The organism is Croceicoccus sp. BE223, from assembly GCF_031457155.1.
Classification (GTDB): domain Bacteria; phylum Pseudomonadota; class Alphaproteobacteria; order Sphingomonadales; family Sphingomonadaceae; genus Croceicoccus.
This window is the reverse complement of the sequence record NZ_JAVDWB010000002.1, coordinates 666,308-689,414: the sequence shown is the minus strand read 5'-3', so window position 1 is coordinate 689,414 and position 23,107 is coordinate 666,308. Positions and strand designations below refer to the sequence as shown.

Annotated in this window: 22 protein-coding genes, 1 tRNA gene and 1 pseudogene; 11 read left to right on the top strand and 13 right to left on the bottom strand. The window is 65.7% G+C overall.

The features are described 5' to 3' along the window. Positions 1-35: 35 nt before the first annotated feature. Positions 36-2,912 carry a DNA polymerase I gene (gene polA, locus J2X37_RS07355; RefSeq protein ID WP_310019431.1) on the bottom strand — a complete coding sequence of 959 codons (2,877 nt, stop codon included), beginning with the start codon at positions 2,910-2,912 and terminating at the stop codon, positions 36-38. A gap of 271 nt (positions 2,913-3,183) precedes the next feature. On the opposite strand from polA, the gene J2X37_RS07350 reads away from it, so the two are divergent. After that, complete coding sequence (locus tag J2X37_RS07350) at positions 3,184-3,435, top strand: hypothetical protein (RefSeq protein ID WP_310019430.1); 252 nt, start codon at positions 3,184-3,186, stop codon at positions 3,433-3,435. Between the two features lie 155 nt (positions 3,436-3,590). Beyond that, positions 3,591-5,078 (top strand): AMP-binding protein, encoded by a 1,488-nt coding sequence (locus J2X37_RS07345; RefSeq protein ID WP_310019428.1) that lies wholly within the window; start codon positions 3,591-3,593, stop codon positions 5,076-5,078. Positions 5,079-5,115: 37 nt separating this feature from the next. Here J2X37_RS07345 and J2X37_RS07340 read toward each other — a convergent pair whose 3' ends face one another. Beyond that, complete coding sequence (locus J2X37_RS07340) at positions 5,116-6,174, bottom strand: serine hydrolase (RefSeq protein WP_310019426.1); 1,059 nt, start codon at positions 6,172-6,174, stop codon at positions 5,116-5,118. Between the two features lie 110 nt (positions 6,175-6,284). Continuing rightward, positions 6,285-6,464: a hypothetical protein gene (locus J2X37_RS07335; protein WP_310019424.1), complete on the bottom strand. Its 180-nt coding sequence runs from the start codon at positions 6,462-6,464 to the stop codon at positions 6,285-6,287. A gap of 146 nt (positions 6,465-6,610) precedes the next feature. Here J2X37_RS07335 and J2X37_RS07330 point away from each other — a divergent pair. The 3 genes and pseudogenes from J2X37_RS07330 to J2X37_RS07325 all read left to right on the top strand — a co-directional run bounded on the left by J2X37_RS07330 (position 6,611) and on the right by J2X37_RS07325 (position 8,287). Further along, a tRNA-Thr gene (locus tag J2X37_RS07330) sits at positions 6,611-6,685 on the top strand. Between the two features lie 84 nt (positions 6,686-6,769). Further along, positions 6,770-6,964: pseudogene (locus J2X37_RS16530) on the top strand (DUF6538 domain-containing protein); the annotation flags it as partial. A 231-nt stretch (positions 6,965-7,195) separates the two neighbouring features. Beyond that, on the top strand, positions 7,196-8,287 hold the full coding sequence (locus J2X37_RS07325; RefSeq protein WP_310019422.1) for a tyrosine-type recombinase/integrase: 1,092 nt from the start codon (positions 7,196-7,198) through the stop codon (positions 8,285-8,287). Positions 8,288-8,917: 630 nt separating this feature from the next. Here the strand turns inward: J2X37_RS07325 and J2X37_RS07320 are convergent. The 6 genes from J2X37_RS07320 to J2X37_RS07295 all read right to left on the bottom strand — a co-directional run bounded on the left by J2X37_RS07320 (position 8,918) and on the right by J2X37_RS07295 (position 14,150). Then, positions 8,918-9,337, bottom strand: a complete 420-nt coding sequence (locus J2X37_RS07320) for a hypothetical protein (RefSeq protein ID WP_310019420.1) — start codon at positions 9,335-9,337, stop codon at positions 8,918-8,920. A gap of 57 nt (positions 9,338-9,394) precedes the next feature. Further along, entirely contained in the window at positions 9,395-11,140 is a 1,746-nt protein-coding gene (locus J2X37_RS07315; RefSeq protein WP_310019419.1) for a DNA methyltransferase, read from the bottom strand. Positions 11,141-11,151: 11 nt separating this feature from the next. Continuing rightward, positions 11,152-12,279, bottom strand: coding sequence for a type IIL restriction-modification enzyme MmeI (locus J2X37_RS07310; protein WP_310019417.1), 1,128 nt, complete (start codon positions 12,277-12,279; stop codon positions 11,152-11,154). A 67-nt stretch (positions 12,280-12,346) separates the two neighbouring features. Continuing rightward, complete coding sequence (locus J2X37_RS07305; RefSeq protein WP_310019414.1) at positions 12,347-12,931, bottom strand: recombinase family protein; 585 nt, start codon at positions 12,929-12,931, stop codon at positions 12,347-12,349. Between the two features lie 272 nt (positions 12,932-13,203). After that, on the bottom strand, positions 13,204-13,530 hold the full coding sequence (locus J2X37_RS07300) for a YnfA family protein (protein WP_310019412.1): 327 nt from the start codon (positions 13,528-13,530) through the stop codon (positions 13,204-13,206). After that, on the bottom strand, positions 13,527-14,150 hold the full coding sequence (locus J2X37_RS07295; protein ID WP_404979599.1) for a cation transporter: 624 nt from the start codon (positions 14,148-14,150) through the stop codon (positions 13,527-13,529). Before J2X37_RS07295 ends, J2X37_RS07300 begins: the two co-directional genes overlap by 4 nt. Before the next feature lie 404 nt (positions 14,151-14,554). On the opposite strand from J2X37_RS07295, the gene J2X37_RS07290 reads away from it, so the two are divergent. Continuing rightward, positions 14,555-14,953: a hypothetical protein gene (locus J2X37_RS07290; protein ID WP_310019409.1), complete on the top strand. Its 399-nt coding sequence runs from the start codon at positions 14,555-14,557 to the stop codon at positions 14,951-14,953. Between the two features lie 42 nt (positions 14,954-14,995). Here the strand turns inward: J2X37_RS07290 and J2X37_RS07285 are convergent, their stop codons facing one another. After that, positions 14,996-15,286 (bottom strand): GNAT family N-acetyltransferase, encoded by a 291-nt coding sequence (locus J2X37_RS07285; protein ID WP_310019407.1) that lies wholly within the window; start codon positions 15,284-15,286, stop codon positions 14,996-14,998. A 61-nt stretch (positions 15,287-15,347) separates the two neighbouring features. Continuing rightward, entirely contained in the window at positions 15,348-16,010 is a 663-nt protein-coding gene (locus tag J2X37_RS07280) for a YggS family pyridoxal phosphate-dependent enzyme (RefSeq protein WP_310019404.1), read from the bottom strand. Between J2X37_RS07280 and J2X37_RS07275 the strand changes: the two genes are divergently transcribed. The 4 genes from J2X37_RS07275 to J2X37_RS07260 all read left to right on the top strand — a co-directional run bounded on the left by J2X37_RS07275 (position 16,009) and on the right by J2X37_RS07260 (position 20,283). Continuing rightward, positions 16,009-16,587, top strand: a complete 579-nt coding sequence (locus tag J2X37_RS07275) for a thiamine phosphate synthase (RefSeq protein ID WP_310019402.1) — start codon at positions 16,009-16,011, stop codon at positions 16,585-16,587. The genes J2X37_RS07280 and J2X37_RS07275 overlap by 2 nt on opposite strands. Positions 16,588-16,704: 117 nt before the next feature. Continuing rightward, the gene (locus J2X37_RS07270; protein WP_310019399.1) at positions 16,705-19,038 is read left to right on the top strand and encodes a DNA translocase FtsK 4TM domain-containing protein; all 2,334 of its coding nucleotides are present in this window, start codon (positions 16,705-16,707) and stop codon (positions 19,036-19,038) included. Positions 19,039-19,195: 157 nt separating this feature from the next. After that, positions 19,196-19,576 (top strand): response regulator, encoded by a 381-nt coding sequence (locus J2X37_RS07265; RefSeq protein ID WP_310019397.1) that lies wholly within the window; start codon positions 19,196-19,198, stop codon positions 19,574-19,576. 143 nt (positions 19,577-19,719) lie between these two features. Continuing rightward, a complete protein-coding gene (locus tag J2X37_RS07260) occupies positions 19,720-20,283 on the top strand; it encodes a GNAT family N-acetyltransferase (protein WP_310019394.1) in 564 nt (187 codons plus the stop codon). A gap of 16 nt (positions 20,284-20,299) precedes the next feature. Here J2X37_RS07260 and J2X37_RS07255 read toward each other — a convergent pair whose 3' ends face one another. After that, entirely contained in the window at positions 20,300-20,716 is a 417-nt protein-coding gene (locus tag J2X37_RS07255; protein ID WP_310019392.1) for a hypothetical protein, read from the bottom strand. 89 nt (positions 20,717-20,805) lie between these two features. Next, positions 20,806-21,831, bottom strand: a complete 1,026-nt coding sequence (locus tag J2X37_RS07250) for a zinc transporter ZntB (RefSeq protein ID WP_310019390.1) — start codon at positions 21,829-21,831, stop codon at positions 20,806-20,808. Positions 21,832-21,937: 106 nt separating this feature from the next. On the opposite strand from J2X37_RS07250, the gene ispG reads away from it, so the two are divergent. After that, positions 21,938-23,074, top strand: coding sequence for a flavodoxin-dependent (E)-4-hydroxy-3-methylbut-2-enyl-diphosphate synthase (gene ispG, locus J2X37_RS07245; protein ID WP_310019388.1), 1,137 nt, complete (start codon positions 21,938-21,940; stop codon positions 23,072-23,074). Positions 23,075-23,107: the final 33 nt, after the last annotated feature.

Here is a 23,107-nt window from a genome sequence, read left to right as displayed (position 1 = left end):
CATTACAGGGCGGTCGGCTCGAGTCGTCGGCCCGGTCAGTGCGCCTCGCCCCACGATCGGCCGGTGCCGATGTCGATGCCCAGCGGCACGTCGAGCGTGACCGAAGGCAGCGCCGCTTCGGCCATCACCCGCCCGATGATCGGGCTGGCGGCGGCGACGTCGCCTTCGGGCAGCTCGAAGACCAGCTCGTCGTGCACCTGCAGCAGCATCCTGACGTGCCCCAGCCCGGCATCGGTCAGCGCGGGCATCATGCGCACCATGGCCCGCTTGATGATGTCGGCGCTGGTCCCCTGGATCGGCGCGTTGATCGCAGCCCGCTCGCTGCCCTGCCGCTCGGCCTGGTTCTTCGAATTGATGTTGCGGAAGTGGGTCTTGCGACCGAACAGGGTTTCCGAATAGCCGCACTCTCGCACTTTCTCGAGCGTGGACACGATGTAGCGCTGGATGCCGGGAAAACGCTCGAAATAGCGGTCGATCACCGCCTGCGCCTCGTCCGCCTCGGTCCCCAGCCGTCCCGCCAGACCCCAGCGGGAAATGCCGTAGAGGATCGCGAAGTTGATCGTCTTGGCCTTGGCGCGGGTATCGCGGGTCACCTCGCCATACATCTCCAGCGCGGTGCGGGCGTGGATGTCCTCGCCATTGGCGAAAGCCTCCTTGAGTGGCGGAACGTCGGCCATGTGCGCGGCGAGGCGCAGTTCGATCTGCGAATAGTCGGCGGCGAGCAGGACGCTGCCCGGCTCGGCCACGAACGCTTCGCGGATGCGGCGGCCGGTCTCGGTGCGGATCGGGATGTTCTGGAGGTTGGGATCGGTGGACGAAAGCCGCCCGGTCTGCGCGCCGACGAGGCTGTAGCTGGTGTGGACCCGCCCGGTGCGCGGGTTGATCGCCTCCTGCAAGGCCTCGGTATACGTCGAGCGCAGCTTCGACAGCTGCCGCCAGTCGAGAACGCGGGCCGCCATGTCGACCCCCTGCGCGGCGAGCGCCTCCAGCACCGACTGGTCGGTCGAATACTGGCCGCTCTTCCCCTTCTTGCCCCCCTTGTAGCCCATCTTGTCGAACAGGATGTCGCCGAGCTGCTTGGGGCTGCCGACTGTAAAGGGCTCGCCCGCCAGTTCGTGGATCTGCTTTTCGAGGGTGTCGCACTGGCCCGCGAACTCGGCGGACATCGCGGCCAGCACCTCGCGGTCGACCTTGATGCCGTGCCGTTCCATGGCGGCGACCACGGGTATCAGCGGGCGATCAACCTGCTCGTAGATGCGGGTCGCGCCTTCGTCGGCGAGGCGCTGGCGCAGCACCTGCCAGAGCCGCCAGGTCACGTCGGCATCCTCCGCCGCGTAGCGCGTCGCCTTGTCCAGCGGCACGGCGCTGAAGGGGATCTGCTTCTTGCCGGTGCCGCAGATGTCCTTGAAGGTCAGGGTGGTGTGGCCAAGATGGGTTTCGGCCAGCGAATCCATGCCGTGGGCATTGCCGATGCCGCCCCCGCCGCGCCCGGCGTCGAGGTCGAAGGACAGGATCATCGTGTCCTCCACCGGCGCGACATGGATGTCGTGACGGGCCAGCACGTTGATGTCGTACTTGATGTTCTGCCCGACCTTCAGCACCGCGTCGCTTTCCAGCAGCGGTTTCAGCCTGGCCAGCGCAACGTCCATCGGGACCTGCTCGGGCCGCTCGGCGAACATGTCGTCGCTGCCGTGCGCCAGCGGGATGTAGCAGGCATCGTTGGGGCCAAGCGCAAGGCTGACCCCGGCCAGCTCGGCGCGCATCGCGTCGAGCGACGACGTCTCGGTATCGACCGCGACGGCATGGGCCGCAAAGGCGCGCGCGATCCAGGCATCGAGCCTTTCGAGCGTCTGCACGCATTCGTAGCTGTCGAGATCGATGGCCGGCCATTCCGGCAGGGGCTGGCGCGTCGCGCCCTTGCCCACCGTCTCTGCCGCACCGTTGACGGGCTTGGCCGGGTGCAGCTCGGTCTTGCGCGACGGGCTGCCCGCCCCCGCGCCCAGCCGCTTCAGCAACGAGGTGAAGCCGTGAGCGGAAAGGAATTCGGCCAGCGGTTCGGTCGGTATGCCGTCGAGCGCGAAATCCTCGAGCGGGATCGGTAGGGCGCAGTCTTCCTTCAACTGCACCAGCTCGCGCGAAAGCCGGGCCATGTCGGCGTGCTCGATCAGGTTTTCCTGCATCTTCGATTTCTTCATCGAAGGCGCGGCTTCCAGCACCGCTTCGAGCGTGCCGAATTCGTTGATCAGCTTCGACGCGGTCTTGGGGCCGATCCCGCGCACGCCGGGCACGTTATCGACGCTGTCGCCCATCAGCGCCAGCACGTCGCCCAGCTGCTCGGGCCGCACGCCGAACTTCTCGATCACTTCGGCCACGTCGATCCGCGCGTTCTTCATCGTGTCGAGCATGTCGATGCAGCCGCCCGGCACGCCGTCGTGCGGTTCGCTGCACTTGCCGACCAGCTGCATCAGGTCCTTGTCCGACGACACGATCGTCACGTCCCAGCCCTGCCGGGTCGCCGCGCGGGCGTAGCTGGCGATGAGGTCGTCGGCCTCCAGCATCTCTTCCTCGATGCAGGGCAGGCTGAACGCGCGGGTCGCGTCCCGAATTAGCGGGAACTGCGGCACGAGGTCTTCGGGCGGAGGGGGACGATTCGCCTTGTAGTCGGCGTAGAGGTCGTGGCGGAATGACTGCGACGCCTTGTCGAGGATGACGGCGAGATGTGTCGGCCCGTCCGCCTCGTCGAGGTCCTGCGCCAGCTTCCACAGCATCGTCGTGTAGCCGTAGACCGCGCCGACCGGCGTCCCTTGCGGATTGGTCAGCGGCGGCAGCCGGTGATAGGCGCGAAAGATGTAGGCGGAACCGTCGACGAGATAGAGATGGGGCTTGCGGGCGGGGTGTTCGGCATCGCTCATGGGCGGTGGATTAGCAGTGCTTGGCCGCAAGGTCAGCCGCGGAATTCGGCCACCGAGCGGAGGGCCGAAAATTTTCCGAAATGCCGCAATCTTGCCGCATTGCGTCATAGTCTCGCCCATATCTCCTGCGATATGAAGACTGGGTTATTGCGCGAAGTGCTTGCATCGCGGGCCCTTCCTCCTTATCTCTGCGCAAGAGGCTGACCAGCTGGTCCTGCCTCGCACGATCGGGACCACCCGTCGTGCGGACACGGAACAAGGATGCATATTCATGCGCAAGATCATTCTCGCCGCCGCCGCTGCCGGCGCCGCTCTCTCGCTCGCCGCTTGCTCGGAAAAGACTGAAGAAGCCGCTGAAACGACGGTTGACGCCGCCGCCGAAGACACCACCGAGAACATGGACGCCGCCGGCGCCGCCGTTGAAGACGCCGCGACCGACGCCGCTGCCGCCGTTGACGGTGCCGCTGCCGAAGTCGAAGCCGACGTGCAGGACGAGTCGACCGCCGAAGCGCAGGTCGACTGATCTCGGCATCACGCTGAACAGGATGGGGGCGCGGGAACATCGGTTCCCGCGCCCCTTTTCTTTGCCTGCGCCGCCCACGTCCCTGCCGCGGAGGGGCTTGCACCAGCATGGTGCCAAGGGCAGGGGTGCTCCCCGAACCAGGGAGTAGCCGCTGCATGTCCGAACCCGACCTCTACGCGCGCCTGGCGGCCAGCATGGCGCGCTTCGCCGACAAGGTGGCGATCGAGACGGCGGATCGGGACTGGACCTACCGCGATCTCGAAAGCGCCGCCGCGCGGCTTGCAGCGGTGCTCCGCAATCGCGGCGTGACGCCCGGCGAACGCGTGCTGGCGCAGACCGACAAGTCGGTCGAGGCGGTCGTGCTCTACCTGGCGACGCTGCGGCTCGGCGCGATCTACCTGCCGCTCAACATCGACTATACCGAAAGCGAACTGGCTTATTTCGTCGCCGACGCGACGCCGGTCCTCGCGGTGTGTCGCAACGCGTCGCGCGATCTGTTTCGTCGCATAGGCGGCAACGCGCTGGCCATTGCGACGCTGGACGACCTCTTCGCCGACCTGACCGATGCAGATGCGTCGGTTTTCGCGCGCCAGCCCGGCGACGTGGCGGCGATCCTTTATACCTCCGGCACCACCGGCAAGCCCAAGGGCGCGATGCTGACCCATCGCAACCTGGTGTCCAACGGCGAGACGCTGATCGATTTCTGGCGCTTCACGCCGGACGACCGCCTGATCCACGCCTTGCCGATCTTTCACGTCCACGGCCTGTTCGTCGCGCTGCACTGCGCGTTCTTTTCTGGCGCGGCGGTGATCTTCCAGCCTCGCTTCGATCCGCAGGCCGTGATCGCCGCCATGCCCAGGGCCAAGGTTCTGATGGGCGTGCCGACCTTCTACATCCGTCTACTGAACGACCCCGCCTTCACGCGAGAAGCGGCGAGCGCGATGCGCCTGTTCGTTTCCGGATCGGCCCCGCTGTCGGCCGACATCCATCGCGCTTTCGAAGCCCGCACCGGCCACCGCGTGCTCGAACGATACGGCATGACCGAAACCGGGATGATCACCAGCAATCCGTACGAAGGCGCGCGCAAGGCAGGTTTCGTCGGCCCGCCGCTGCCCGGCGTGTCGGTCCGCATCGCGGGCGAGGACGGCGCGCCGCTTCCCGACGGCGAGGTCGGCATCGTCGAAGTGAACGGCCCCAATGTCTTCGCCGGATACTGGCAGATGCCGGAAAAGACCGCGAGCGAGTTCCGCCCCGGCGGCTGGTTCATCACCGGCGACATGGGACTGATCGACGCCGACGGCTATGTCCAGCTCGTCGGGCGGGAAAAGGATCTCATCATTTCCGGAGGGCTCAACGTCTATCCGGCGGAAGTGGAGGCGCTTCTCGACGACCGGGACGACGTGGCCGAAGCGGCGGTGATCGGCGTGCCCCACCCCGACTTCGGCGAAGCGGTCGTCGCCGTGGTCCGTCCGTCAGGCCGTCTTGACGAGGACGCGGTGCGCGCCGACCTGCGCCGCGACCTTGCCGGCTTCAAGGTGCCGCGGCGGATCATCGCGGTGGACGAGCTTCCCCGCAACACGATGGGCAAGATCCAGAAGAAGGTCCTGCGCGAACGCTACGCCGACCTGTTCGCGCAAGATTGAACGGGCGGGCCGTTGCGGCGGCGCCCGGCTCACCGAACTACTGCGAGCGGGTGTTGTCGTTTGCCCCGCCGACCGCCAGCCGCGGATTGGCAAAGCCGTTGTAGAGCGTGCGGGTGATTTCGGCGATCCGCGCATCGCGCTGCGGCTTGCCGCCCTGCCCGGTGACATAGATCGCGACCGCGACGACACGACCGTCGGGCATCTTGATGAAGCCGACGTCGCTTGCGGTGTTGTTCAGCGTGCCCGTCTTGTGCCCGAAATCGGTGCCGGTGGGCAGGCCCGCCTTGATCCGGTTGCGCCCGGTGATGGTGCGGGTCATCGCGCCGACGAGCACGTCGGTGCTGCCGCGCGACAGCCAGTCGCCCTTGTAGATCCCGGCGACGAGACGGACCATCTCCTCCGGCGGGGTCGAATCGCGCACGTCGACCGTGGTCGCCGGATCGAATTCGCCGTCGTCCCGCACCAAGGTCGCGATGTCGCGGTCGATGCGGGTCTTCTGGAAGCCGTGGGCGCGCAGCCACTTGGTGACTTGCGCCGGACCGCCGACTGCCTTCAGCAGCGCGTCGGTCGCCGCATTGTCGCTGCGAGTGATCATCCGTTCGATCAGCGTGCTGGCCGACATCTGCATCCCCGGCGCGACCGGCGCGACCTTGCTGGAGAACGGACGGGACGCGACCGGCACCATCAGCGGATAGGTGTTGGTCAGCGAATAAATGCCCTTGTCGACGCCGGCGAGATAAGTCGCGGCGATGGCGATTTTGGACGTGCTGGCCATCGGAAAGGCCTGGTCGCCCATGATCGAAACGCTCTGCCCGGTCGACAGGTCGAGCGCGGCGACGCCGATTCGGCCCTTGTCGGGGCGGGCGACGGCAAACAGGTTCTGCTTGAGGCCGGTGCCGACCGTCGTGTCGGCCTGTCGACCGTCGAGAACCGAGCCATTGGGGCCGTTGATGAACTGCTCGAACGTCTCGGCAGGGGCCGTGGCGCTCGCGGCGGATTGCGCCTGCGCCTGCGCGGCTGTGGTGCCCAGCAGCATCGCGGGCAGGGCGAGCGCGGCAAGGCCCGCGCGGCGGAAAGTGCGAATGTTCAGTCCCATGATGGCTCCACGCATAGCACGGATGTCATTGTTTCAAGATTAACCGAATCCGCCGCAGGCTCAACCCGGCAGTTTCAGCATGTTCAAAACCGGCGCAGTCGGGCTCTTCGTCAGCCGCTCTGGCCGCCATCCGGCAGTGTGCGCAGGGCGCGGGCCTGGGCCTTGCGGCGCCGCAGGTTCTCGCGCAGTTGCCGGGCCAGACGCTCCTCGCGCGTTTCCGCTACGGCAGGCTTGCCGCCCGAACGGTCGGAAAGGGGGGCTGCGGCCTGCTTGTCGTCGCCTTTGTCCATCGGCCGGTGATGGCATCGCGGCAAAGCCCTAGCAAGAGCGGCAAAGCGCGCTTGACAACCACCCGGCCCCCGGCCAATAGCGCGCCCCTGCGAACCGCCCGGCCCGCAAGGCAGTCGGCGCGGGATTCGCCTGGCACGATGGTCACGCTGCTGTAGCTCAGTGGTAGAGCGCACCCTTGGTAAGGGTGAGGTCGGGAGTTCAATCCTCCCCAGCAGCACCATCGGCACCTAGGGAACCCTAGGAAATCACCGGAAAACAAGGGTTTTTGACAGTCGGCTGTTACATTCGTAACGGAGGCGACCTCATGTGCACCTACCTCAACAAGACCGGCGCAACCTACTACTTCCGGCGACCCGTGCCCGACGACCTCAAGGGGCATTTCAGGACCAACTCAGGCAGACCTCGGACTGAGTGGAAGTTCAGTCTCGGAACTAAGGACCGGGAGACAGCGAAGCGGCTTTTGCGGCCCCATGAGGTCAAAACCGACGCGCTCATCGATGAGGCACGTCAAGCTATAGCCTCAGTCGCCTCTCAGGAGGCCTCCAGCGTCAATCTTGATCAACCGGGAGGTTCCCATCGGTCTGACCAAGATGCGCGTGAGAACAGCCCTGCGAGTGCACTGAGCACACGGGAGCAGGAGGAGCGTTCGGCGCAAGTGGCCTTGGATGATGCCAGTCAAGAGCGCAGGATTGCGCGGCGGGAGCTGCGTACTCTTTGGCGACAGCGGCGGATGACCAGCACCGCCATGCTTGAGCCTGAGCAGGCTGCCGCTGTTGATCTGATCAAGGAGCGGGACGCCGAGATTGAAGAGCTGCGGCGCGCAATCACCATCATGGAGGCGGGGAACGACGCGCTAGGTATTCCTCGAGCGGCGCGGGACCCTGCGGCCCACAGTCCGCAACCGGGCTTGTCCCTCTCGGCGCTCTACGAACGCTTCGCGCAATCAGGGACGGCCAACCCCAAGACCGTCCAGAAGTGGCGCAGCCGGGTGACCAGCCTGATTGAACATCTTGGCCATGATGACGCCATCCGCGTGGAGCGGGCGGATATAAACGCTTGGACGGGCGCGCTCGTAGCCAGCGGGCTATCTGTTAAGACCGTAAAGGACGGGTATCTTCCGGCTGTCAGCGCCGCCTTCTCTATCGCTTACGAGGATGGTGCCATCCCGACCAATCCCGCTGCGGGGATCAAGGTGCGGGGGCCCAAGACGATCAGGGCGCGAGAGCGTGAGCATTCCGATGACGAGGCAGCAACAATCCTGCGGGCGGCTCTCGGGCCACAGCCAGCCGGTCTTGCCGACCATCACGCACGCGCACGGCGTTGGGTGCCATGGCTCCGCGCCTATACCGGAGCGCGGGTGGGCGAGATGACCCAGTTGCGAGCCATGGATGTCCAGCAGGAGGGCGGCATCTGGTTCGTCCTGATTTCGCCCGAGGCAGACGGAGGTGTGAAAACCGGGGAGGCACGCAAGGTCCCCCTTCACCCACACCTCATTGATCAAGGGTTCATTGACCTAGCCCGGTCGGGTGATCCGACACCTCTGTTCTACGCAGAGGGTACCGGCACCGCCCTCAACCCCGCTTCCAAGATGAGAGCCAGTGCCCTCGCCAAGTGGGTCAGGACGCTCGGCGTAGAGACACCCCAGCCGAACCACGGATGGAGGCACAAGTTCAAAACCTTGTGCAGGGTGGCCGAAATACAAGAGCACATCATGGACAAGCTACAGGGTCACGCCTCTCCCAATCAGGGGAGGAGGTATGGGACAGTTCCACTGGGTACCCTGCGAGAAGCAATCGCGAAGTTGCCTCGCTTCGAGGTTTAGCCCCTAAGCAAAACACATGCGGTGGGTTGGGGGGATAAACTGCCAGTTAGCTGTCAGACCCTACTGGGTCACCCCAAAGGTTACCCTAGAAGTAATCAGGATATCATTATCCTACATCACCTTAGGCAACTTGGAGTGAGCTTTGGATCACCCCGGCCATCCCCCCTACCCCCCTTCCATCCCGAAAAGTCGCAGTTTTCCGCGAGTTTCGAGACCGCCGTGTACGACCCAAAGACGGATCGAACTTGGAGGAGCGTCTACCACGGCATCCGAGTGATGCAGCAACCGCTGGTTTCATGGCTAGGCTTTGCGTCCTCACCTGATGGACGTTCCAGCGACACCGCAATGGCGTCGGCGCTGACATCACCTTGAGGTTTGTCGGTCGCTTTTGGAGTGCACCCCGGTGCGCCCAGACCTGCGGCTAGGCCAAAAGGCCGGTGCTGTCCGCATGATCCATCCCCGCTGTTAACTTCCGTATTTCTACGGCACGGGCGCTATCGTGATTAGGGTCCCGCCGGACCGAAAGGCGCAAGGAGTGCGTCTTGTCTGTTACGGTATCGGAATAGCGAAACCCGTGAGGCAGCCGAAAACGAGACAGATACGCCGGGCGTACAGATGCGCAGCCGCCGACTAGTCACCGTCCCACTCGGGGAAGAACGAAGGTTCCTCGGGGTCGAAGGTGTCGGCGATCTGTTCGTGCATGGCAATGCCGCCCATGGCGGCGCGTTGCGTTGTCAGGGGGAGGCGAGCTGATGACGCGGCAGCCATGTAGGCGGCTGGCAGGAAGGGGCGCACGGCGGCTCCGAACAGGCGGGCATAGAGGAACTCGAAGGCCACGAAGTCTTGCATTTCGGCGTGCTGGAGGTCGTAGGCGGCGCATCTGTCGAGCAGGGCTTTGACGCCGAGCGGTAGCGGACCGGAGACCTTGGGCAAGGGGCGGACGCGGGGGATGCCGGAATAGACTTTCGCGCGGGTGTGGTTGGTGTGGAGGTCGAAGAAGCTGGTCGGCCAGCGCGCCATGTAGTCGCCGCGAGGCAAGGCGAAGTCCAAGGCGCGGATGATGTAGCGGCGGGTGGCGAGCGGGAACCATTTCGGCCAGCGTGTCGCTCACTGGCGGGCGGCCCGTTCCTGATTGAGGTGGAACAGGCGGGCGAGGATTTCGTCGTCGGTCAGGGTCCCAGCGCGGAAGTCGTCGCCCCAGCCGTAGGCGTCGGCCACAGCCTCGTCCAAGGCGCGGTGGGCGTGGTCTAGCCATGCGGGGCGCTGGTTGTAGAGGTTGGTCAGGGTCCGCTTCTTGAGCACCTGGGCGGCGGCCTCGTCCTTGGGCAGGATGCGGTCAGGGTAGCCGGGGACGACCTCGGGGACGCGCTCGATCAGGTCGGGCGGGTTCAGCCAGTTCTCGCGCAGTTCGTTGAGGCGGGCCGCTGCGGTGGAAATGGCTTGGGCGCGCGGGTCCTCGGCGTAGTCGGCGGCTGGCGTGGCCGGGGTCAGACCTTCCGGGAATGGGAATGTCTCAAAGGTCGTGGAAGGCGTGTAGCGTGGGCGATCCTCCAGCGATGTGCCCATGCCGAGTGCCCACAGCTCGTGGAACCGGCTATGCAGGATGCCGAAGGTGGTGTCGTCGTCGCGGGCGATGGCATCGACAAGATTGGTCGGCCAATAGTTCATGGTGAGCCACGTGAATACGCGATGCTTCGCCACCACAGGTGTGACGAGGTATCGAGACTTTCCCCCCAGCGCCTTGCGTAGTTCGGGCCTAGTGCGGTGGTGTCGCCACCAGTAGTCCCGGTGCGCGGCCAGCGAACTCTTCATCCTTACAGGCTTCACATGCTCATGGATGTGCTCGAAGGGCTGCTCGAAAAAGGCGGCTTCGTGTTCAGACATGACGGCACCAAAATCCACCACCCATGCGTCGGACATCCGACGGACAATGTCGGTGGCATTGACGAACCTGCGCAAAACATCAGAGTTTGGCCGACCGTTAGGGTTCCTGGGCGCTTGGAGCCACGCTCTTGCAGTGTCATCGTCGACCTCGAAGGGTCCATGTTTCTGGCCGCCCTCAAAGCATGTGGACTTGTTTTCCGAAAGTCGAAGCGCGGAGGTCAGGTCAAAGGGGAAGTCTGTTAGGTCGCTGTTGATCTTGTCCACTGGCAACCCGTTTAGGGATGGTGTCTCGTCGCCTCTTTCACGCTCAAAGCAGATCAATGAGACGCGGACTGCCGCTCCATCAACCGTCCATGCCTCATCCCCCCAAGCCTCGAAGATGCGACCATGTGCCACTATTGGTTTGATGACTTCGCGGTTGGCTCCGCCCCGTATGGAGTTTGTTGAGACTAGCCCGGCTCGTTCGAGTTTGCACGCTACCATCCGGTCCCAAGCGCCCGCGAACCAATAGCAAACCAAGTCAACTCCACCGGGTACATGGGGCCAAGCGGCCTTCAGTGTTTCGGTGTATTCCAGTCCAAGTTCGCTGCGCTTCTTGCTGCCGCCGAGGAAGGGCGGGTTACCAACCACGACATTCGCCTCCGGCCACGCTGCCCGCCGGCCAGTCTCGACATCCAGCACGGCGTCCCGGCACTCGATGTTACCGAGGCTGCGGAGGATGGGGTTGCGGGACGCCTCAAAGCCATTCCGGCGCATCCACTGGATTTCCCCGATCCACACCGACACGCGGGCCAGTTCGGCTGCGTAGGGGTTCAGTTCGATCCCAAGCACGCACTCGGGGCCGACTGCCGGAAACTCGCGCGAGCAGCCCAGCGCCTCGGCCTCCAGATTGGCGCGATGCTCCAAGTCCTTGAGGGCGAGCAGGGACAGATACAGGAAGTTGCCCGAGCCGCACGCTGGGTCGAGCACGCGGAATGTCCTCAGGCGCTCCGTAAAGCCCCTGAGCAGTTCCTGGGCCTTTTGGCATAGGCTCGGTCCCGTTTCGTCCTCTCTGCGCCCTTGAGGAGCTTCTCAGCGGTCTGTTGTGGGGCGCTGGCGATCAGGGTTTCGATCTGGTCCCGGATTGCCGCCCACTCGGCTGACAGGGGCCGGATGATGACCGGCTCCACGATCTGCATGATCTTGTCCCGGTCGGTGTAGTGCGCGCCAAGCTGGCTGCGCTTGTCCGGGTCCAGCCCACGCTCGAACAGGGTGCCGAGAATGGAGGGGTCAATCTCCGACCAGTCCAGCGCGGCGGCGGTGATCAGGTTGTCGATGTCGTCACGGTCGAGCGGGAGGGCGCTGTCGTCATCGAACAGGCCGCCGTTGAACCAGTCCACCTTAGTAAACCCGACCAGCCCGCCCGATTTCATGGCCGCGAACAGGGTGCAGGCGTGGTCCGCGAAGGCGTCCGGCTGCGGGCGGCTGGCCTTGAGCATCTCCGTGAACATATGGTTCGGGAGGAGGCCGACATCCTCTGCGAACATGCAGAACACCAGCCGGTTGACGAAGTGGGCGACATCCTGCCCCGCATGGCCGCGATCCCGCAGCCGCTGGGCGAGCAGGGCGAACTCCCGCGCCGCCTCCTCGGTGAGCATCTGCCGGGTCTTGGCGGGGCGGAGGCGTTCTGGGTTCTCGAAGGCATTTCGCAGGAGGTCGCGCGTGGTCGCGTCCATCAGGTCGTCGAGTGCGAACTCGTGCACCTGCTGCACCGTGTTGGTCCAGTTGGTGTGGATGCGGAAGCGGTCCATGTCGGACACGATGAGGAGGGGCGGGTTCTCCAGCGCGATGGCGTATTGCTGGAGCTGGGCGAACGCCTTGTTCAGGTCTTTCTTCTTGCCCTTGTACTCCCACGCAAAGCTGCCCTTGCGCCATACGTCGGCCCAGCCTTCGCCTCCGCTGGTCTTGGTCGCCCCCTTCTCGAAGGCGTACCATTCCCCCTTGGGGTCGGCAGTGATGGGATCATCCACCCCAAGTAGCGCGCACAGGTCATTGAAGTGGCTCTGCGATGCAGCGCGCTCATTCAACTCGGCGTTGCGCCATTTCGAGATAAACTGTTGGGGCGTCATGGTGATGTCTTAGCGGCTGGAGGGCATAGATAAAGCCGCCACCAGCCGGTTATGGTGGTGGTTTCTGTCAGCGGGCCGACTGGCAGTACCGCTTTACGGTGGCGGGGGAGATGGCGAAGTGGGCGGCGGTGGCGTTGATGCTGGCTTCGTTCGCCTTGCGCCATGAGGCCACAGCGGCGGCGTCAGCGGCGAACGGACGGCCCAAGCTTTCCTTGCCCCGGTGGGTCTTTCCCGTGGCCCTGAGGGACGCTCTGGCGGCCTCACGGCCCGCTTCTGTCCGCTCCGCAATGCGGCGGCGTTCGATCTCGGCCACTTGGGCGAGCACAGCCAAGATCAGTTCGCCCACGCCCCTGCCGATGGGGCCGAGGCCATGAACGTCCACGACCACCCCGGCGTCGATCAGGCGGCGCACGGTGCCCTGTATGTCGAGCGCATCGCGGCCCAGCCGATCCACGGCATAGACATGCACCGTGTCGCCCGCCCGCACCTTGTCGAGCATGGCGGCGAAGCCGGGACGGTCGGCAGCCATCACCCCGCCGCTCACCCCTTCGTCCGTAAACTCCTGATCGAAGTCCCCGCCCATGGCGTTGCGCTGGGCTTCGATGGATTGGTCTGCGGTGGAGACGCGATAGTAGGCAATGCGGTGCGGCATGAGGGGCTCACAAGTTAGGGTTGGCAGTCCGCTGGCTCATATCGCCAGCTCATTGATCCTGTCAACCTATCTTATGAGCCTAGCTTTCTAGGCACACCTTATGAGCTATCGTCGAAGATAGGGTACCATTCTCGAGGTTCAATCCCGCCTTGGTGGCCATTTACGTTGGCCACAGGCCCCATGGGGGTAAAACTGCACATACATTGTCGCATGTGCCGTCGCGCGTAGCGACACCCGTTTCAGGCCCTAGAGTGCCAAGAACCTATCTTTCCCTATGCTGCGGCTCTTGGACCCCAAAGGATGATCGCCGCGCCGACAAGACACAACGCCGTACCTAGCGTGTCCCATCTGTCAGGCCGCACACCTTCTACTGCCCAAAGCCACACGAGCGCCGAGCAGATGTACACGCCACCATACGCTGCATAGGTCCTCCCTGCGTGCTCAGCGTCCACTAGCGTCAGCAAGTAAGCGAACATGCATAAGGATGCGATGCCGGGGATGAGCCACAACGGCGACTTGTCGAGGCGGAGCCACGCCCAAAAGGCAAAGCAGCCTGCAATCTCCGCCAATGCGGCACCGGCATAAGTGATGGCTGTCAAGCGGCTCTCAGTTGCGGTGCGGCGTCGGCCATCACGCGGATCGCAGAGCGGACGAAGAGGATGGCCATGGCCGACCCTATTACGATGTCGGGCCAAGGCGAGGCGAACAGGGCAACCAGTCCTGCCGCAACCAGCACGCCCACATTGGAGATAACGTCATTGCGTGAGCATTCGAAAGTACTGGCCATGTTTACGTCCTGCGCACGAAACCTCCACAGCAGGCGGAGGCAGGCCACGTTGGCGACCAGAGCCAGCCCCCCGAATGCCAGCATCAAAGCCGAAGAAGGCGGTACACCACTCTGGATTTTCGCCACTACGGTCACGGCGATGCCCGCCCCTAGGGCAAGAATGAAGATACCTTTGAACATAGCCGCTCCGGCCTTCCAGCGGTCGCTTCGGGACAGCGCATAGATGCTGACGGCATAGACTAAAGCGTCACCCAACATGTCTGTCGCATCGGCCATCAGAGCCGCCGACCCCGCTACGACCCCTGCGCCGAACTCAAGCACGAACATCACCGCATTAATGAGAAGGACGACAATCAGCACGCGCCTCTGGTCAGCCTGAGCGGCTAACCGCTCGATCTCGGTAGCTTTCGATGAACAGCATGTATCGGACATGGCCCGATGATGGTCTGCCCCATCCTGAAACGCAACTTGGGAAGCGGAGCCACGCCCCCACTTGCACCAACTGTTACATTCGGGCATTACTTCGCCACAACACCGGCGCTAAAACATCCTTGTTTTTCAAAGTTCAATGGGCTGGATACGGGAGTTCAATCCTCCCCAGCAGCACCATCGGCAGATCTCCGTACTTCGTACGCATTGCAGGTTTTGCCGCGTTTGCGGGGCGTTAACCGCTTTGCCTTAGCATCTGCGCGACAATCTGCCGGTTGTCAGGTTGATGAAGAGTGCCGTCATAACCATGACGCCGCTTCGTCGCCGCGACCGGCTGGAGTATCGGCGAATTTCCGGTGACGTGCGGCCAGTGCGGCCCGCTTGCCCGGACCAAGGGGCTTTGGCAGATGGCTTGTCGTTTCTGGACTGATGAACGCGGCGGGTCCGCATCGGAATATGCGCTGATCATCGCGGTGGTCGGGCCGGCTCTGGGCGCGGCTGCGCTGGTGCTGGGCGCGAATGCGGGTGAGTCCGGCAGCAAGATGGAAAGCGACCTCGCCGCGACCAACGCCACGGCTCCGGCCGGCACGGGCAATGGAAACGGCGGGGGCAATACCTCGACGCCGACGCCGACGCCCGCACCTACCGCCACGCCCGCACCGACGCCCACACCGACCCCCGCGCCGACAGCTACGCCGAGCCCGACACCGACCCCCACGCCGACATCGACGCCGGGCAACAGCGGCGGCGCCGGGAACAGCGGCGGAAACAACGGTGGAAACAACGGCGGCGGACCGAAGAAATGACCGCCTGCCGCTGAAGTTGGCTGCGTTGGTTCGGCGCGATCGTCAGGCGAGCACGTCCTTCCACTCCGGATGGCGGCGAAAGGCCGCGACGACATAACTGCACAGCGGTCTGATCTTCGTGCCTTCCTCGCGCGCGTCGGCGATCAGGGCATCGACCAGCTTTGCCGCCACGCCTTTCCCGCGCAGCTCGTCCGGCACGTAGGTATGGTCGGCGACCAGCACGTCGCCCGATTTCTGATAGGTGAGTTCGCCGGCCTCCGCGTGGCCTTCGACTTCGGCGCGATAGGCTCCACGGCGTTCGCCGTCTTCGCGGGTGATGGTCACGTCGTCCATGTCGTCTCCTTTGCAGACACAACGGGCCGCGGGCGGCGACGTTCCGGCGCGGGCGCCCCGGTCAGTCGCGCGGTCCGAACAGCGCGGTGCCGACGCGGACATGCGTCGCGCCAAGCCTTACCGCCGCCTCGAAGTCGCCGCTCATTCCCATCGACAACCTGGAAAGGCCATTGTCTGCCGCCAGCTTGGCGAGCAGCGCGAAATAGGGCGAGGGTTCGACATCGGCCGGCGGCACGCACATCAGGCCCGCGATCGGCAGACCCGCCGCCTTCGCCTCGGCCAGAAGCGCGGGCAGGTCGGCGATGGCACAGCCGCCCTTCTGCTCTTCGTCGCCGATATTGACCTGGACGAAGCACGGCACGCTTCGCCCCGTCTTCTCGAAGGCCCTGGCCAGTGCGGTTACCAGGCTCGGCCGGTCGAGCGAGTGGATCGCGTCGAACAGCAGCGCCGCATCCTCGGCCTTGTTCGACTGGAGCTGCCCCACAAGATGCAGCCGGACGTCCGGGTACCTGGCCTTCAGGTCGGGCCATTTCGCCTGGGCCTCCTGAACCCGGTTCTCGCCGAAGACGCGTTGCCCCGCTTCGAGCAGCGGTTCGATTTCTGCGGGCGTCCGGGTTTTCGATACGGCGATCAGCGTCACATCCTCACCCTTGCGGCGGGCGATGCGGGCGGCGTGGGCGATGTCGTCGCGAATTTCGCAGAGGGCTTGCGCTGGCTCGGTCATGGCGGGCTGCTATAGCGATGCGGTGAAGACAGGCCAGACCTTTGCTGCGCAAACGCCCGCATCCCCGCGTCTGCCGCGGATGTGGCTGATCAGCGATGCGCGCAACGATGCCCGGCTGGAAACGGCGCTGGCCCGCATGCCGCGCGGCAGCGGCTTGATCTATCGCCATTATCACCAGCCGCCCGCGCAGCGGCTGGCCCGGTTCAGGCGGCTCGCACGCCTCGCCCGCAAGCGCGGGATCGTAATCGCCTGGGCCGGTTTGCCGCGGGATGCGCGGCGGGCCGACGCGGATGCCAGCTACGGGCCGCCGCTCGCACCGGGCGGGCTGCCCCGGCTGGCCACCGTGCATTCCTGGCGCGAACTGGGCGCGGCGCACCGGACGGGCGCTTCGCTGGTGCTGATCTCGCCGGTCTTCGCCACCCGGTCGCACCCCGGCGCACAGGTGCTGGGCGAGGTGCGGGCGCGGCTGCTCGCCCGCGCAGCCTGCGTCCCGGTGATCTTTCTCGGCGGCATGACCTGTGCCCGGGCGCGCCGTCTGGCGCCGCACGGCTGGGCCGCGATCGACGGACTATCCTGATGTCCCAAGGCCCGATGTTCCCGGCCTGATACCCACAGGGCCGCGCCTGCTTCATTGACCGTGCCTGCGCGCGGCGCGTATTTTCGGCGGCCACAGACAAACGGGATATTTCTGACGATGGCTACCCGCGCCGCCCGATCCGCGCCCGATTGGCGCGCTGCCCTGCGCCGCAGCTTCAGCCGCACGAGCGAGCTGCTGGCCGGCGGCGCGCTGGTGCTGCTCGCGCTGTTCCTGGCGCTGGCCATGGTCAGCTACAACCAGACCGACGGTTCGTTCTCCACCGCGGCGAACAGCGGTACGGCAAACTGGATGGGCGTGCCCGGCGCCTATGCCGCCGATGGGCTGTTCCTCGTTTTCGGGCCGGTCGCGGTGCTGATCCTGCCCCTGCTCTGGGTTTTTGCGCGGCGCCTGTGGCAACTGGCTGATCACGAGGAGGTGGAACGGCCACACTGGGCGCGCCCGCTCGGCATGCTGGCGCTGGCGATGGTGCTCATCGCGACGGTGATGGCGCTGCTCGTCGACGGACCGGTCTGGGGCCTGCCTGCCGGGATGGGCGGCATGGCCGGGCTGGCCGGCTCGAAGCTCATCTATGCGTTCTCGGGCCTTGCGCCTTCGCCCTATGGCGGCTGGGTGATCCTCGCGCTGGCGGTGCTGGCGCTGGCGGGCGGGGCCTATTGCATCGGACGGGTCTTCGCGCTCGATTGGGCGGGCCTCCTCACCCTCCCCCTCGGCCTGCGGCGAGAGCGTGCCGAGGAAGATGCCGACATCGTCCCCCTGCCGCGCAAGGGCCGGAAGAAGTCCGCGCAGGTCGAAACCGTGGTCGACGACGAGCCGGAGCGGGTCGAGGTGCCGCGCCGCGCGCCCGAGATCGCCGACCCGATGGCACCGCCCCGCCCCGCCGCGAAGGCGAAGCCGCAACAGGGCGACTTCTTCAACGCCGCTTATGCCTTGCCGAGCCCCGAACTGCTCGCGCCAATCCCCGACCTGTCGGGCGTGAAGGTCGACAAGATGGCGCTGGAAAGGAACGCCCGCCTGCTCGAGAACGTGCTCGAGGACTTCAAGGTGCAGGGCGAGATCACCGCCGTGCGGACCGGCCCCGTGGTCACCATGTACGAGCTGGAACCGGCCCCCGGCGTGAAATCCGCCCGCGTCATGGGCCTTGCCGACGATATCGCCCGCAACATGAGCGCGATCTCGGCCCGCGTTTCCGCCATTCCCGGCAAGACGGTGATGGGCATCGAACTGCCCAACGCCGACCGCCAGACCGTGTCCTTCCGCGAACTGATCGAATCCGCGGCCTTCGGCGACCACAAGGGGATGCTGCCGATCATCCTGGGCAAGGACATCGCGGGCGAACCGATCGTTGCCGACCTCGCCGCCATGCCCCACCTGCTCGTTGCGGGCACCACCGGTTCGGGCAAGTCGGTCGGCCTCAACGCCATCCTGCTCTCGCTGCTCTACCGCCTGACGCCCGCCGAGTGCCGATTGATCCTGATCGATCCCAAGGTGCTCGAACTCAAGAGCTACGACGACATCCCGCATCTCCTTTCGCCGGTGGTGACCGAGCCGCCCAAGGCGGTCCGCGCGCTGAAGTGGGCGGTCGAGGAGATGGAGCGGCGCTACCGCATGATGAGCTCGATCGGCGCGCGCAACCTGTCGGGCTTCAACGAACGCGTCCGCACCGCGGCGGCCAAGGGGAAGCCGCTGGGCCGCCGCGTCCAGACCGGGTTCGACCGGGAGACGGGCGAGGAGATCTTCGAGGAAGAGCAGCTCGACTACGAGGTGCTGCCCCAGATCGTGCTGATCGTCGACGAACTGGCCGACCTGATGATCACCGTCGGCAAGGAGATCGAGGTCCTGATCCAGCGCCTGTCGCAGAAGTCGCGCGCGGCGGGCATCCACCTGATCATGGCGACGCAGCGCCCGTCGGTCGACGTCATCACCGGCGTCATCAAGGCGAACATGCCGACGCGCATTTCCTTCCACGTCACCAGCCGCATCGATTCCCGCACCATCCTCGGCCAGGAGGGTGCGGAACAGCTGCTGGGCAAGGGCGACATGCTTTACAAGGCGTCGAGCCAGCCGCTGACCCGTGTCCACGGGCCGTTTGTTTCGGATGAGGAGGTCGAGGAAGTCGCCAACCACTGGCGCGGCCAGGGCGCCCCCGCCTACGTCGATTCGGTTACCGAGGAACCGGAGGACGGCGGCTTCGGCTTCGACGACATCGACAACGCCTCGGACGATCCCGAACACCGCAAGTACGTGCAGGTCTGCCAGATGGTGTTCGAAAACCAGAAGGCGTCGGCCAGCTGGATCCAGCGGCAGATGGGCGTCGGCTACAACACCGCGTCGAAATGGATCGAGCGGATGGAAAAGGACGGCCTCGTCGGCCCCGCCAATCATGTCGGCCGGCGCGAGATCTACCGCGACCGCGACGGACAGCCTCTTTAGGGACTCGCCTCGCCCGACGGATCGCGCGGTTGAACGATGGCGGGCGGCGCGGGGTCGACACCGTGTGCGGCCCCGGTCTATGGCCGGACGCGCTTTCGGGGCAGGGCGGCGGCATCCCGCCGGCGACGGCCCCGAACGGCGACAGAGCGGAGTGACAGTGCCCGAGAGACCGGACAGCAGCGCCAAGCGGGTCGTCATCGTCGATGACGATGTCCTGATCTGCGAATATCTTCAGGACCTGTGCCAGTTCTATGGCGTGGAGGTGGTCGGCATGGCGCACGACGCCGACGCGGCCGAAGACGTCATCATCGATGCCGAACCCGAGTTCGTCCTGATGGACCTGCGCCTTGGCGGTCCGCGCGACGGGGTCGACGTGGCCGAGGCGGTACAGCGGCGGATCCCCGACACCAAGTTCGTCTATGTCACCGGCTCCAACGAGCCCAAGTCGCTGGAGCGGATCGCCAGCGATTCCCCGCATCACGTCCTGATCAAGCCGATTTCCCCGGCCGATCTGCGAAAGGCGCTGGACCGGGGCTGAGGCCCTGTTGTAGCGGCCCGCTCCCGCCGGGCGTATCGAAAGCGCCGGCAACTGACATCGCTGTCGGCCCCGCCGCACTGCCCGCTTGCGCCCATCGCGCGCAGCGGGCATGGCAACGGCGCCGCTTGGCATGGAGATCGAGAGTGACGGACGCGCAGACCGGGGGCACCACTTCCTTGGCGGCAAGGGAAGACATCGTCTTCCGCGACGGAACACCCGAAGACCGCGACGCGCTCGTCGTGCTGGGTCGCAAGAGCTTCGACGCCGCCTTCGGCCATCTCTATGCCGAGGAAGACCTGTCCGCCTTCCTCCATTCCGCGCACTCGCCCGAAGCCGTCGAGCGCCAGCTAGCCGATCGTTCGGTGGCCTACCGCCTCGCGTTTCGCGGCCGGAAACTCGTCGGTTACTGCAAGATCGTGGAGGGTGCGCAGTTCGGCGATCATTCGGCGGCCAGGCGCCCCGTCGCGCTCTCGCAGCTCTACACCGACCCTGCCGCAACCGGGCAGGGCATCGGCAGCCAGCTACTGGAATGGGCGGTGAAGGAGGCGAAGTCGCGGCGCGGCGATGCGTTGCAGCTTTCGGTCTGGGCGGAAAATCACGCGGCGCAGCGGTTCTACGCGCGGCACGGTTTCGCCAAGATCGCCGACATCGAATTCTGGGTCGGCAACCACCGCGACGAGGAGTGGCTGCTCGAACGCCCGCTCTGAGGCGGGGCGGCGGAGGTCAGGTCCGCTCGATCGTCACCCGTTCGCACGTGCGCTCGGCGGGCATGTTGACTGGGGCGTGGCAGATGCGCGCCTCGCGCCGCTCTCCCGGTTGCAGGTGTTCGAACACCGCCAGCACGCGCTTCGCTTCCCCCCCGTCGAGATCGGCGCTGTCGGTCGGCAAAAGGCGCACCTGCGCGGCAGGCGTCTCGGATGCGACGCCGAGCGCAGTGACCCGGATCGTGCGCCGGGTCGTGTCGGTGTTCCCGATTTCGACGAAGACCGATTCCATCGACGACGTCGTGGTGCGTTCGGTGACCTTCTCGCCACCGTCGCTTCCGAAACCGGTCGTCGGAACCAGCGCAACGACGAGCACGACCACCGGAATGGCGAGCAGCTCCTTGATGCAACCGAATCCTTGTGCCTTTGCAGGCAAGGATCGGCCAGGCGCCGTGAAGATGCGGGGAAGCGGTCGCTAGGTAATGGCCCCTAGGATCCGCGCCCTGCCGCTTGTCGGCGCCCGGATCAGAACCAGCGCCACCGCTTGAACAGCGCCAGCTGGATCACGAGGATCACCGCGCACAGAAGCACAACCGCCGCAAAGGCGAGCGGGTGATCGGCGCGCGGGATGCCCGCGACGTTCATGCCGAGCAGACCGGTCAGGAAGGTCAGCGGCATGAACAGGGTGGCGACGATGGTCAGCAGCGAATTGGTCCGTTCGGCCCGTGCCGCCGATCGCGCGCGGATATCGTCCTGCAGCACCAGCGCGCTTTCCTTGGAGATGTCGATGTCGTCGAGAAAGCGCGACAGGCGGGCGATCGTTTCCGCGATCTCGCGTCGGTCGTGCGGCTCGAACCAGTCGGGGGCACCGCGGCTGATGAATTCCAGCGCCTCGTGCTGCGGGCTCATGTGCCGCTTGAGCGCCAGCGACTCGCGGCGGATGCGCGCGATCTCCTCCAGCACCTCCTCGGTGCCGCCATCGGGTCCGGCGTCCTCCATCTCGTCGATCGACTGGTTCATGTCGATGATCGCGGTGTTCATGTGCGCGATCATGTGTTCCGTCAGCGACGTGATCAGTGCGCCCGCGTCTGTCGGGCCGTGGCCGGCGTCGATCTCGGCGAGGGTATCGCGCGGGGTCTGCAGCGGCAGGCGGCGCAGGGTGACCACACGGCGCCCGTCGCTCCACAACTGCATGGAGACCATGTCCTCCGGCTCCGACCCCGGATTGAAGTTGATCCCGCGCAGCGTGGCGATCAGCGTGTCGCCCTCGCGAAAGGCGCGCGGCCGGGTCAGGTCCGACACCAGCAGTTCAGCGGTCGGTTCGGGGATGCCGAGATCGCTCTCCAGCCAGTCCTGAACGCCCGGACGGCTCCGGCACAGGTGCAGCCAGAGCACTTCTTCTTCGTCCTTCGGCGTCCAGCCCTGCGCCTCGGCCCAGTCGATACGGCGTCCGCCCCCCTTGCCGTCGAGCACGCGGCCGTAGAGCAGCGGCGTTTCGCACGCCCGGTCCCCGGCTCCGTCGGCCTCGTCGTCAAGTTGGTCCGGCGTCATCAAACTCTCCCGCAACTGGTGCGACGCGATATGGCCTATTCAGGCTGAATTTCCTATGGGTGCGCAAACGGCCGGGGCCGGACCCCGCCCGAACATGGATTGACCGATGAATGCTATCCGTCCGTGGCGCACGATAGAGCGTCGCAAGAGCCGCCAGATCATGGTTGGCAAGGTGCCGGTGGGCGGCGATGCGCCGATCACCGTGCAGACGATGACCAACACCCCGACCGAGGATGTCGCCGCCACGATCGACCAGATCCGCCGCTGCGAGGAGGCGGGGGCCGACATCATCCGCGTGTCCTGCCCGACCGAGGAATCGACCGCGCATTTCGACCAGATCACCCGCGCCGCGCAGGTGCCGATCGTCGCCGACATCCATTTCCACTACAAACGTGCGCTCGAAGCCGCCGACAAGGGCGCGGCCTGCCTGCGGATCAATCCGGGCAACATCGGGTCGAGCGAGCGGGTCGCCGAAGTGGTGCGCGCCGCGAAGGCCAACGGCTGCGCCATCCGCATCGGCGTCAATGCCGGCAGCCTCGAGAAGGATCTCCTCGAAAAGTACGGCGAGCCCTGCCCCGAGGCGCTGGTCGAATCGGCGCTCGATCACATCAAGCTGCTGCAGGACCATGACTTCCACGAATTCAAGGTCGCGGTGAAGGCCAGCGACGTGTTTCTCGCCGTCGCCGCCTACCAGGGGCTCGCCGAGGCGGTCGACTGCCCGCTGCATCTCGGCATTACCGAGGCCGGCGGGCTGATCGGCGGGACGGTCAAGTCGTCCATCGGCATCGGCAACCTGCTTTGGGCCGGCATCGGCGACACCATCCGCGTCTCGCTATCGGCAGAGCCGGAGCAGGAAGTGCGCGTCGGGTTCGAGATCCTCAAGGGCCTCGGCCTCAGGACCCGCGGCGTGCGCGTCGTGTCGTGCCCGTCCTGCGCACGGCAGGGCTTCGATGTCATCCGCACGGTGCAGGCGCTGGAAGACCGGCTGCAGCACATCAAGGTGCCGCTCTCGCTCTCGGTGCTCGGCTGCGTCGTCAACGGCCCGGGAGAGGCGCGCGAAACCGACATCGGCGTCACCGGCGGCGGCAACGGCAAGCACATGGTCTACCTCTCCGGGGTGACCGACCACCATGTGCAAAGCGCGGACATGCTCGACCACATCGTCTCGCTGGTGGAAGCGAAGGCGGCCGAGATCGAGGCCGGGATGACCGACGCGGGACAGGCGGACGAGGTTCCGGCCTGACGCATTTACCCGATCTTCACCGGCAACATGGCA